This is a genomic window from Streptomyces sp. H39-C1 (assembly GCF_027158125.1).
GTDB lineage: Bacteria > Actinomycetota > Actinomycetes > Streptomycetales > Streptomycetaceae > Actinacidiphila > Actinacidiphila fildesensis.
The window spans coordinates 151,285-162,190 of the sequence record NZ_JAPVLS010000001.1 but is presented as its reverse complement, the minus strand read 5'-3'; the positions used below and the strand labels follow the sequence as shown (position 1 = coordinate 162,190).

The window sequence follows — 10,906 nt, the reverse complement described above, 5'->3', positions numbered from 1 at the left end:
GGCCCTTCCGCAGGTGACGCCGAGGTCAGAGGTTGACGCCGAAGTCCTGCGCGATACCGCGCAGCCCCGAGGCGTAGCCCTGGCCGACGGCCCGGAACTTCCACTCCGCGCCGTTGCGGTACAGCTCGCCGAAGACCATCGCGGTCTCGGTGGAGGCGTCCTCGGTGAGGTCGTAACGAGCCAGTTCGTTGTTGTCCGCCTGGTTCACCACACGGATGAACGCGTTGCGGACCTGGCCGAAGCTCTGCTGACGGCTCTCGCCCTCATAGATCGAGACCGGGAACACGATCTTGTCGACCTCGGGCGGAACGGTCGCGAGGCTGACCTTGACGGCCTCGTCGTCGCCCTCGCCCTCACCCGTGAGGTTGTCGCCGGTGTGCTCGACAGAACCGTCCGGGCTCTTGAGGTTGTTGAAGAAGATGAAGTGCTTGTCCGAGACAACCTTGCCGGTCGTATCGACCAGCAGCGCACTCGCGTCCAGGTCGAAGTCGGTGCCGGTCGTCGTGCGCACGTCCCAGCCCAGGCCGACGGTGACCGCCGTCAGTCCGGGGGCCTCCTTCGTCAGCGAGACATTGCCGCCTTTGGAGAGGCTGACACCCATGATGGACTCCCTGCTCAATCCGGCGCGGGCCGCGCCGCTTGACGATTCCTTTGCCCAATAGCTCCAACGGACACCACCCTGCCCCGGTTCCCGCCGGCCTGCCACCCTTGCGCGGCCGGTCCGCACCGGCCGCTCCGCCACTCGGCCGATCGGTGCCGATCCAGCGGCTCCGCGTGCCGGCGCCGGGCACCCGGCACCGGCACGCGGTTCAGCGCGCGCGGCCCGCGACCTGGTCGGCGGCCCAGCGGGCCCATTCCTCCTGCATGGCGGTGAAGCGCAGCCCGTACTCCAGGGCCAGCCGGCCGTAGACGGACGGCTGGTCGTCGCCCCAGTCCACCGCCGCCTCCAGCTCCTTCAGCGAGGCCCGGTGATCGGCCGCGCGGGAGGCCTCGTTCCCGAGGTACGCGCACGCCTCCACCGGAGTGAGCACGCCCAGGAAGAAGACCCGCAGCAACGTTTCGCTGCGGCGCACCCGGTCGGGTTCCGTCTCGGTGAGCCAGTGCCGCAGCTCGGCGAGGCCTTCGTCGGTGAGGGCGTACTCCTTGCGGCCGCGCGGTCCTTCCGCGGCCACTTCCAGCAGGCCCGTATCGGCGAGACGCCCCAGCTCGCCGTAGACCTGGCTCTGGGTCGCGGGCCAGACATTGGCGAGGGAGGTCTCGAACAGTTTCATCAGGTCGTAGCCGCTGGCCGGACGTTCGACCAAGAGGCCCAGCAGTGCGTGGCGGAGGCTCATGTGGTCCATCCTACCTTCCACTCTTGACACGTCAATGCTGGACGTTCTACTTTTGACACGTCGGAAATGGAATACCGGAAACCCGGACACCAGACCGGACCACTGGAAGGCTTGTCATGAACTACCTGCGCGGCTTCATCCCCTGGATCGCCTTCGCCGCCGTCTCCTCGGCCGGCTGGCAGTGGGGAGCCCTCACCGGTCTTGTCCTCGGCATCTGGCTGCTGATCCAGAACCGCAAGGCGGGCATCGCCGCCGAGTCCCAGATCCTGGAGTTCAGCACGATCGCGTTCTTCGCGGTCCTCAGCGTGGTCGCCTTCTCCCGTCCGGACTCCGGCCTGGAGGACTACAGCGGGGCGCTCTCGCTCGGCTGGCTGGCCGTCACCGCCTGGGCCACCCTCGCCGTCCGCCGCCCCTTCACCACCGGCATCGCCAAGCGCCAGGCGCCGCCCGAGGTGTGGAACACCCCGGTCTTCCGCCGGATCAACGTGGTGATCACCGCCGCCTGGGCCGCCGCCTTCACCGTGACCGCCGCCGTACTGATCCCCATCTACGCCGCGGACCTGGGCAGCGGTGTCTCGATCCCGGTCCAGGTCGCCGGCTTCGTGGTCCCCGCGCTCTTCACCGCCCGTTACCCGGACCGCGTCCGGGCCCGCCTCTCCGAGCCCGGCACGCAGGAAGGCTGACCCCGCATGACCCAGCAGCCCGCCGTCGCCCCGCACCTGTCCGGCAACTTCGCCCCCGTCGCGGAGGAACTGACCGCCTACGACCTGCCGGTCACCGGATCGATCCCACCCGAGCTGACCGGCTGGTACTTGCGCAACGGCCCCAACCCGCAGGACGCCGCCTCCCCGCACTGGTTCTTCGGCGCCGGGATGGTGCACGGCGTCCGTCTGGAAGGCGGCCGCGCCACCTCGTACCGCAACCGCTGGGTCCGTACCTCGACCTTCACCCACGGCGCCCGGATCTATGACGACCAGGGCAATCTGGATCTCACGGCCGGCCCCGCCAACACCCACATCGTCCGGCACGCGGGCCGCACCCTCGCCCTGGTCGAGGCCTCGTTCCCGTACGAGATCGACTGCCGCCCGGGGCATGAGCTGGAGACCGTCGGACCGCACGACTTCGGCGGCCGGCTCGAGACCCCGATGACCGCCCACCCCAAGACCTGCCCGACCACCGGGGAGCTGCACTTCTTCGGTTACGGCGGGCTCACCGCGCCGTACCTCACGTACCACCGGGCCGACGCCTCCGGCGAGTTGGTCGTCAGCCGCCCCGTGGACGTCCCGGCGCACACGATGATGCACGACTTCCATCTCACCGCCTCCCACGTGGTGTTCATGGATCTGCCCGTGGTCTTCAACCTCCAGGAGGCCATGCGCCCCGGCGGCGGCATGCCGTACCAGTGGGACCCGGCCTACGGCGCCCGGCTCGGCGTGCTGCGCAGGGACGATCCGTACGGCGTCGTCCGCTGGTTCCCGATCGACCCCTGCTACGTCTTCCACGGGCTCAACGCGTACGACGAGGGCGACGGTGACCGGATCGTCCTGCACGTCACGCGCTATCCGCACCACTACGCGCCGGATCTGGTCCACCGGCCCGCCACCTTGTGGCGCTGGACGCTGGACCTCGTGACGGGCACCGTCGCCGAGGAGCAGATCGACGACCGGCCGTGCGAGTTCCCCCGGGTCGACGACCGGCTCGCCGGACAGCCGGCCCGGTTCGGCCATGTCACCACGGCCGAGGGTCTGGGACGCGGGCCGGTGGCCGGCGCCCTGGTCCGCTACGACCTGCGGACCGGCGGCGTCACCAGCCATGAGTTCGCGCCCGGCCGCACCCCCGGCGAAGCCGCCTTCGCCCCGGTGGACGACCTCGCGGGCGGCCCCGGCTGGCTGCTCACCTATGTGTACGACGCCGGCACCGGTACCAGTGACCTGGTGATTCTGGACGCCGAGCACCTCGCCGCCCCGCCGGTCGCGACCATCCACCTGCCCCAGCGGGTGCCCTACGGATTCCATGGCAACTGGCTTCCCGACCAGTGAGCGGCCCTCTGGAACCGGCCGATGGCGATACCGAACCTGTCTCATTTCCAAGATACGGAAACAATATTCCGAAATAGGCCGCAGAATCTGGGTATGCAGACACAGGCCGTGCCGGCGCGGGAAGCCACCCCGCCAGCTGTCCCGCCGCTCAGGAAAGCCGCCGCCGAACTGGTCGGCACCGCCGCCCTGGTGGCCGTCGTGGTCGGCTCCGGCATCCAGGCCACCCGCCTCAGCCACGACGTCGGGGTGCAGCTGCTGGCCAATGTGCTGGCCACCGCCCTGGGACTCTGGGTGCTGATCACCCTCCTCGCCCCGGTCTCCGGCGCGCATCTCAACCCCGTGGTCACCCTCGCCGACTGGTGGACCGCACGCGGCGGCCCGACCGCGTACGGCGCCCGGACCGTGGCCCTCTACGTCCTCGCGCAGACCACCGGCGCCATCGCCGGATCGGTGCTCGCGGACGCCATGTTCGACCGCCCGCTGATCAGCTGGTCCACCCACGACCTGTCGGCCGGGCATCTGCTGCTGGGCGAAGTCGTCGCCACCACCGGACTCGTCCTGCTCGTCACCGGCCTGGTCCGCAGCGGCCGTACGCAGCTGGCACCCGTCGCCGTCGCGACCTATATCGGCGCCGCCTGCTGGTTCACCTCCTCCAGCTCGTTCGCCAACCCCGCCGCCACCGTCGGCCGCTCCTTCAGCGACACATTCACCGGCATCGCCCCCGGATCACTGCCCGGCTTCATCGCCGCCCAGCTGACCGGAGCCGTCCTCGGACTGGCCCTGGCCACCGCGCTCTTCACCCCGAAGAAGCCCTGAGGGAGCCCCCGTGGCAGCCAGGACCGGGTCTTGATGAAGAACTGAATCACTGCTTCACTTCTACGCATGCCCTACCGCAGGACCCCCACCATCCAGGCGCGCCTCGACGCCCAGCGCGACGCCGTACTCCACGGAGCGGTCGAGCTGCTCGCCGAACGCGGATACGCCGCCTGCTCGGTGGCCGCGGTCGCCGAACGGGCGGGTATCGCGGCCGGCAGCGTGTACCGCTCGTTCCCCAGCAAGGCCGAGCTCGTCGCGGAGCTGTTCCGGGTGGTCTGCAGCCGGGAGGTCGAGGCCGTCCGGGCCGCCGCCAACCGGCCCGCCGACCTGCCCGACCGGGTCGCCGCGATCATCGAGACCTTCGCCGGACGGGCCCTGAAGTCACCGCGGCTGGCCTACGCCCTGCTCGCCGAGCCGGTCGACGCCGCCGTCGACGCCGAACGGCTCGTCTTCCGCCGCGCGTTCCGCGATGTGATCGCGGAACAGATCGCCGCCGGCGTCGCCTCCGGACGACTGCCGGCCCAGGACCCCCAGCTCACCGCCGCCGCCCTGGTGGGGGCCGTCGGAGAAGCCCTCGTGGGGCCGCTCGCCGACGGCGGCGCACCCGACGACCTGATCCCCGCCCTCGTCTCCTTCGCCCTACGCGCTCTGGGAGGACGCAATGCCGCAGACTCATGAGGTCACCAACCAAGCACCGCCCCTGACCGGCCACGATGTCGCCGCCGACGCCACCCTCATCGAGGGCCTGCACCGCCAGGGCGCCGGCTGGTCCGAGGACTCGCTGCACACCCTGGGAACGCTCGCCGGCACCGAACACGCCCAGGAATTGGGCCGGTTGGCCAACGAGAACGAACCGGTGCTGCGCACCCACGACCGGTACGGCAACCGCATCGACGAGGTCGAGTTCCACCCCGCGTGGCACGAACTGATGGACACCGCCGTCAGCCACGGCCTGCACGCGGCCCCCTGGCGCGACGACCGGCCCGGCGCCCATGTCGCCCGCGCCGCCAAGCTCTACGTCTGGGGCCAGGTCGAAGCCGGCCACATCTGCCCGGTCTCCATGACGTACGCCGTCGTCCCCGCCCTGCGCGCCAACCCCGCGCTCGCCGCCGCGTACGAGCCGCTGCTCGCCGCCCGCGAGTACGACTTCGGGCTCCGCGCCCCGGCCGGCAAGCGCGGTCTCATCGCCGGTATGTCGATGACCGAGAAGCAGGGCGGCTCGGACGTCCGCAGCAACACCACCCGGGCCGTTCCGGCCGGTGGCGAGGCCGGCACGTACACGCTGACCGGCCACAAGTGGTTCACGTCCGCGCCCATGTCGGACCTGTTCCTGACCCTCGCGCAGGCCCCCGGCGGCCTCTCCTGCTTCCTGCTGCCGCGCGTCCTCCCCGACGGCACCCGCAACCGCATCCAGCTGCAGCGCCTCAAGGACAAGCTCGGCAACCGCTCCAACGCCTCCGCCGAGATCGAGTACGACGGCGCCCTCGGGTATCTCGTCGGCGAGGAGGGCCGCGGGGTCCGCACCATCATCGACATGGTCAACCTGACCCGTCTGGACTGCGTCCTGGGCACCGCCACCGCCATGCGTGCCGGGCTGATCCGGGCCGTCCACCACACCGCGCACCGCTCGGCGTTCGGTGCCCCGCTCATCGACCAGCCGCTGATGCGCAACGTCCTGTCGGACCTCGCCGTCGAGTCCGAGGCCGCCACCACCGTGGCGTTCCGGCTGGCCGGCGCCACCGACCGCGCGGCGCGCGGCGACGCCGCCGAGGAGTCCTTCCGCCGGCTGGCGCTCGCCGTCACCAAGTACTGGGTGTGCAAACGCGGCCCTGTGCACGCCGCGGAAGCCCTCGAATGCCTCGGCGGCAACGGCTACATCGAGGAATCGGGCATGCCCCGCCTCTACCGCGAGGCACCGCTGCTGTCGGTCTGGGAGGGCTCGGGCAACGTCTCCGCGCTCGACGCACTGCGCGCGATGGCCCGTCAGCCCGACTCCGTCGAGGCGTTCTTCGCCGAGATCGACCTGGCGGCGGGCGCCGACCGGCGGCTGGACGCGTCCGTGGCGGAGCTCAAGAAGGAGCTCGGCGACCTCACCGACCTCGAATTCCGCACCCGCCGCATCGTGGAGTCGATGGCGCTGGTCCTGCAGGGCTCGCTGCTCGTCCGGTACGGCAGCCCCGCGGCCGACGCCTTCTGCGCCTCCCGGCTCGGCGGCGACCACGGCCGCGCCTTCGGCACCCTCCCCGCCGGCACCGACACCGCACCCCTCATCGACCGCGCCCGCCACCTCCTGTGACCGCCCCCGACGACGCGCCGGAAGACCCCGCCGACGCCCCGGTCCAGGTCGAGCGCGACGGCCCCGTCACCACCGTCGTCCTGAACCGCCCCGGGGCGCGCAACGCCGTCGACGGCCCCACCGCCGCCGCCCTCGCCGCAGCCTTCCGGGACTTCGACGCCGACCCCGACGCCGCCGTCGCCGTCCTGTGGGGCCGGGGCGGCACGTTCTGCGCCGGCGCGGACCTCAAGGCCGTCGGCACCGCCCGCGGCAACCGGGTCGCCGAGGACGGCGACGGCCCGATGGGACCCACCCGGCTGCGGCTCTCCAAACCCGTCATCGCCGCGATCAGCGGCCACGCCGTCGCGGGCGGACTGGAACTCGCCCTGTGGTGCGATCTGCGGGTCGCCGAGGAGGACGCCGTCCTCGGCGTCTTCTGCCGCCGCTGGGGCGTTCCGCTGATCGACGGCGGCACCGTCCGGCTGCCCCGCCTCATCGGCGAGAGCCGGGCGACGGACCTGATCCTCACCGGCCGCCCGGTACCCGCCCCCGAGGCCCACGCCATCGGCCTCGTCAACCGCCTGGTACCCCCCGGCGAAGCCCTGCGGGCCGCCCGCGAACTCGCCGCCGACATCGCCCGCTACCCCGCCGCCTGCATGCGCGCCGACCGAGAGTCCACCCGCACCCAAGCCGGCCTCCCCGAACCCGAAGCCCTCCGCCAAGAACTCCACAACGCCTCCGCCGCCCTCGCCGGAATCACCGAAGGCGCCCACCGCTTCACCTCCGGCCTCGGCCGCCACGGCGACTTCGACACCATCTGACGACCCGCCGACGGTGATGTGCGGCACGAACAAGTGCCGCACATCACACCGACCCGCCGCACACCGGCCGGAGCACAGGACACCGAACCACCCGGACAACGAAAAACGGCCCCTCCGAGCGACTTTCGTCACTCCGGAGAGACCGTTCAACGGTTCTACTCTGTGCGCGAGGGGGGATTTGAACCCCCACGTCCCGAAGGACACTGGCACCTGAAGCCAGCGCGTCTGCCGTTCCGCCACTCGCGCAATAAGTGGCGCCGGTCGATGCTCCTTCACTCTCCGGACCGTGGTCCGGGCAGTGCGGGAGCGCCTTCCGACTCGAGAAGATTAGCACGGCGGCAGGGGTGGAATCACACCCGTTTCCGCCCGCCCACCGGGGCGGACACGGCCCGGGGCCGGAGCCCGTCCGGGTGTCGGGCTCCGAAGGCGTCCGCGCCGTGTACCCCGGCTCCCACCGGGCAGGGTTGTCCGGAGAGCACCGCGCTGTACGGCCGCGCCCCCGGTTGCGGGACACTGGACAGGAGCCGCATCTACCATCCGAGTGGACCGTGTGAGGGTTGACACTGCTCCGTCCCACGGGATCGGGGAACCAGCCGTTTTCCCGGCGCGTGGATACGATCAGTAAGCAGTATCGGAAGAGCCCGAGGAGGGAGGTGCCCCATGGGAGTAATGAAGCGCTTCGAGCAGCGTCTCGAGGGCTTTGTGAACGGCACCTTCGCCAAGGTGTTCAAGAGCGAGGTCCAACCGGTCGAGATCGCGGGCGCGCTCCAGCGTGAGTGCGACAACAACGCCACGATCTGGAACCGCGACCGCACTGTGGTGCCCAACGACTTCATCGTCGAGCTGAGCACGCCCGACTTCGAGCGACTCAGTCCGTACTCCGTGCAGCTCGGCGAGGAACTCGCCGGCATGGTGAAGGACTACGCCAAGCAGCAGCGCTACACCTTCATGGGCGGCATCAAGGTCCACCTGGAGAAGGCCGACGACCTCGACACCGGCCTGTACCGGGTGCGCAGCCGCACGCTCGCGTCCAGCGAGTCCCAGCAACCGCAGCCCCACCAGCAACAGCAGCCGCAGCCGATGCAGCGGCACGAGCCGCCGCGCACCGCGGCGCCGTATCGTCCCTCGGGACCGCCCCCGATGCCGGCGGGACCGCCTCCGGGCGGACGTGCCGGCGGACCGGCACCCGTGACGCGGCTGCCCGGCGCCGGATCGCCCTCGGGCGGTCCCGGCGGCGGCGCGGTGCGGCGCTGGATCGAGATCAACGGCAACCGGCACCAGATTTCCCGGCCGACGCTCGTTCTCGGCCGCAGCACCGAGGCTGATGTCAGGGTCGACGACCCCGGCGTCTCGCGCCGGCACTGCGAAATCAGGGTCGGATCGCCTTCCGTGGTCCAAGACCTCGGATCAACAAACGGCATTGTGGTGGACGGGCAGCACACCCAGCGCGCTACGCTCCGCGACGGCTCTCGCATCGTCGTCGGGAGCACCACCATCGTGTACCGGCAAGCCGAAGGGTGAAGCGGGGGCAATGTCAGAGCTGACCCTGACGGTCATGCGGTTGGGTTTCCTCGCCGTACTGTGGCTGTTCGTCATCGTCGCGGTACAGGTCATCAGAAGTGACCTGTTCGGGACCCGGGTGACCCAGCGCGCGGCACGGCGCGGGGCCGACCAGTCCCGCCCGCCGCAGCAGCGCCAACAACAGGCGCAGAACCAGCGGCAACAGCCGCAGAACAACCGACAGCGCCGTGGCGCCCCGACCAAGCTGGTCGTCGCCGAGGGCTCGCTGACGGGTACCACGGTCGCGTTGCAGGGCCAGACCATCACGCTCGGCCGGGCGCACGACTCAACAATCGTGCTCGACGACGACTACGCGTCCAGTCGGCATGCCAGGATCTACCCGGACCGGGACGGCCAGTGGATCGTCGAGGACCTCGGATCCACCAACGGCACTTATCTGGACCGGAATCGGCTGACCACGCCGACCCCGGTGCCGATCGGCGCGCCGATCCGCATCGGGAAGACCGTCATCGAGCTGCGGAAGTAGTCGCACAATGGGCGAGCGGAGCCAGCGAGCGAGAGGGTGGGCAGCGTGCGGATGTACCCGGAGCCGACGGGCGAGGTGCGCATGACTCTGAGCCTGCGTTTCGCCGCCGGTTCGCACAAGGGCATGATCCGGGAGGGCAACGAGGACTCCGGCTATGCCGGTCCGCGCCTGCTCGCGATCGCCGACGGCATGGGCGGCCAGGCGGCCGGTGAGGTCGCCTCGTCCGAGGTGATCTCCACCATCGTCACGCTCGACGACGACATTCCCGGTTCCGACATCCTGACGTCGCTCGGCACCGCCGTGCGGCGCGCCAACGACCAGCTGCGCGTCATGGTCGAGGAGGACCCACAGCTGGAGGGCATGGGCACCACGCTCACCGCTCTGCTGTGGACCGGGCAGCGGCTCGGTCTCGTCCACGTCGGCGACTCCCGCGCGTACCTGCTCCGCGACGGTCTGCTCACGCAGATCACGCAGGACCACACCTGGGTGCAGCGGCTCGTCGACGAGGGCCGGATCACCGAGGAGGAGGCCACCACCCACCCGCAGCGCTCCCTGCTGATGCGCGCGCTGGGCAGTGGCGAGCACGTGGAGCCGGACCTGTCGATCCGCGAGGTGCGGGTCGGCGACCGGTATCTGATCTGCTCCGACGGGCTCTCGGGTGTCGTCAGCCACCAGACGCTCGAGGACACCCTCGCGGGGTACCAGGCACCCAACGAGACCGTGCAGGAGCTGATCCAGCTCGCGCTGCGCGGTGGCGGCCCCGACAACATCACCTGCATCGTCGCCGACGTCCTGGACGTGGACGACAGCGACACGCTGGCCGGACAACTGAACGACACCCCGGTGGTCGTGGGCGCCGTCGCCGACAGCCAGCTGCCGCTCTCCGACCCGCGGCATCTGCAGACCCCGGCCGGCCGCGCCTCGGAGCTGGGCCGCACGCCCCCGCCGCAGCAGACGGGCCCCGCGGGCTCCTTCGGCCCGCCCGGCAGCGGCGATCCGACGATGGCCGGCGCGGCGCCGATGGGCTCCTTCGGCTCGTTCGACGACGCGGACCTCGACAAGCCGGTCAAGAAGCGCAAGTGGCTGAAGCGCTCGGTGATCCTGGTCGTCATCCTCGGCGTCATCGGCGGCGGCCTGTACGCCGGCTACCGCTGGACGCAGACCCAGTACTACGTCGGCGCCAAGGACCAGCACGTCGCCGTCTACCAGGGCATCGACCAGAAGCTGGCGTGGATCAGCCTGTCGAAGGTCCATCAGGACCGCCCCGAGATCGAACTCAAGTACCTGCCGGCCTACCAGCGCGACCAGGTCGAGGCCACGATCGCGCTGAGCAGCCTCGGCCAGGCCACCGACAAGGCCGACGAGCTGGCCAAGCAGGCCGACGTCTGCAAGAAGGTCGAAACGAGCAAGACCAACGCCGCGAAGGCCAAGGCCGCCGCGAAGGCGGCTCAGGACAAGCTGAACAAGCCGACCGGCACCGTCCCGACACCTGGCCCCACTGGCCCCACCCTCTCGCCCGACGAACAGAAGCTGGCCCCGCAGTGCGGCACCCAGCAGTAGTACGAGGAGGGGGC

The 10,906-nt window shown here is 70.8% G+C and carries 11 protein-coding genes and 1 tRNA gene; 9 read left to right on the top strand and 3 right to left on the bottom strand.

The annotated features are described in order from the left end of the window. Positions 1-25: 25 nt before the first annotated feature. Both O3W51_RS00725 and O3W51_RS00720 read right to left on the bottom strand, forming a co-directional pair. Positions 26-601, bottom strand: a complete 576-nt coding sequence (locus tag O3W51_RS00725; protein ID WP_138351212.1) for a TerD family protein — start codon at positions 599-601, stop codon at positions 26-28. A gap of 208 nt (positions 602-809) precedes the next feature. Continuing rightward, a complete protein-coding gene (locus O3W51_RS00720) occupies positions 810-1,334 on the bottom strand; it encodes a PadR family transcriptional regulator (RefSeq protein ID WP_138351211.1) in 525 nt (174 codons plus the stop codon). Positions 1,335-1,450: 116 nt separating this feature from the next. Between O3W51_RS00720 and O3W51_RS00715 the strand changes: the two genes are divergently transcribed. From O3W51_RS00715 to O3W51_RS00690, 6 genes are all read left to right on the top strand, one after another. Then, complete coding sequence (locus tag O3W51_RS00715) at positions 1,451-2,017, top strand: hypothetical protein (protein ID WP_269282830.1); 567 nt, start codon at positions 1,451-1,453, stop codon at positions 2,015-2,017. 6 nt (positions 2,018-2,023) lie between these two features. After that, positions 2,024-3,373 (top strand): carotenoid oxygenase family protein, encoded by a 1,350-nt coding sequence (locus O3W51_RS00710; RefSeq protein ID WP_198357262.1) that lies wholly within the window; start codon positions 2,024-2,026, stop codon positions 3,371-3,373. Between the two features lie 93 nt (positions 3,374-3,466). Continuing rightward, the gene (locus tag O3W51_RS00705) at positions 3,467-4,189 is read left to right on the top strand and encodes an aquaporin (RefSeq protein ID WP_187144949.1); all 723 of its coding nucleotides are present in this window, start codon (positions 3,467-3,469) and stop codon (positions 4,187-4,189) included. Positions 4,190-4,255: 66 nt separating this feature from the next. Then, complete coding sequence (locus O3W51_RS00700) at positions 4,256-4,867, top strand: TetR/AcrR family transcriptional regulator (protein ID WP_138351207.1); 612 nt, start codon at positions 4,256-4,258, stop codon at positions 4,865-4,867. Further along, complete coding sequence (locus O3W51_RS00695) at positions 4,851-6,485, top strand: acyl-CoA dehydrogenase family protein (protein WP_198357261.1); 1,635 nt, start codon at positions 4,851-4,853, stop codon at positions 6,483-6,485. Before O3W51_RS00700 ends, O3W51_RS00695 begins: the two co-directional genes overlap by 17 nt. Continuing rightward, positions 6,482-7,285, top strand: coding sequence for a crotonase/enoyl-CoA hydratase family protein (locus O3W51_RS00690; RefSeq protein WP_138351205.1), 804 nt, complete (start codon positions 6,482-6,484; stop codon positions 7,283-7,285). Before O3W51_RS00695 ends, O3W51_RS00690 begins: the two co-directional genes overlap by 4 nt. 163 nt (positions 7,286-7,448) lie before the next feature. Here the strand turns inward: O3W51_RS00690 and O3W51_RS00685 are convergent. After that, a tRNA-Leu gene (locus O3W51_RS00685) sits at positions 7,449-7,531 on the bottom strand. Positions 7,532-7,945: 414 nt separating this feature from the next. Here O3W51_RS00685 and O3W51_RS00680 point away from each other — a divergent pair. The 3 genes from O3W51_RS00680 to O3W51_RS00670 are packed head-to-tail and all read left to right on the top strand — an operon-like array spanning position 7,946 to position 10,892. After that, positions 7,946-8,806, top strand: coding sequence for an FhaA domain-containing protein (locus O3W51_RS00680; protein WP_138351204.1), 861 nt, complete (start codon positions 7,946-7,948; stop codon positions 8,804-8,806). A gap of 10 nt (positions 8,807-8,816) precedes the next feature. Next, positions 8,817-9,332, top strand: a complete 516-nt coding sequence (locus O3W51_RS00675) for an FHA domain-containing protein FhaB/FipA (RefSeq protein WP_138351203.1) — start codon at positions 8,817-8,819, stop codon at positions 9,330-9,332. Between the two features lie 51 nt (positions 9,333-9,383). After that, positions 9,384-10,892, top strand: coding sequence for a PP2C family protein-serine/threonine phosphatase (locus O3W51_RS00670; RefSeq protein ID WP_269283049.1), 1,509 nt, complete (start codon positions 9,384-9,386; stop codon positions 10,890-10,892). Positions 10,893-10,906 lie beyond the last annotated feature (14 nt).

Coding starts and splice junctions, on each gene's coding strand:
- O3W51_RS00725 (WP_138351212.1), bottom strand. CDS start 601: ATGGGTGTCAGCCTCTCCAAAGGCGGCAATGTCTCGCTGACGAAGGAG.
- O3W51_RS00720 (WP_138351211.1), bottom strand. CDS start 1,334: ATGAGCCTCCGCCACGCACTGCTGGGCCTCTTGGTCGAACGTCCGGCC.
- O3W51_RS00715 (WP_269282830.1), top strand. CDS start 1,451: ATGAACTACCTGCGCGGCTTCATCCCCTGGATCGCCTTCGCCGCCGTC.
- O3W51_RS00710 (WP_198357262.1), top strand. CDS start 2,024: ATGACCCAGCAGCCCGCCGTCGCCCCGCACCTGTCCGGCAACTTCGCC.
- O3W51_RS00705 (WP_187144949.1), top strand. CDS start 3,467: ATGCAGACACAGGCCGTGCCGGCGCGGGAAGCCACCCCGCCAGCTGTC.
- O3W51_RS00700 (WP_138351207.1), top strand. CDS start 4,256: ATGCCCTACCGCAGGACCCCCACCATCCAGGCGCGCCTCGACGCCCAG.
- O3W51_RS00695 (WP_198357261.1), top strand. CDS start 4,851: ATGCCGCAGACTCATGAGGTCACCAACCAAGCACCGCCCCTGACCGGC.
- O3W51_RS00680 (WP_138351204.1), top strand. CDS start 7,946: ATGGGAGTAATGAAGCGCTTCGAGCAGCGTCTCGAGGGCTTTGTGAAC.
- O3W51_RS00675 (WP_138351203.1), top strand. CDS start 8,817: ATGTCAGAGCTGACCCTGACGGTCATGCGGTTGGGTTTCCTCGCCGTA.
- O3W51_RS00670 (WP_269283049.1), top strand. CDS start 9,384: ATGTACCCGGAGCCGACGGGCGAGGTGCGCATGACTCTGAGCCTGCGT.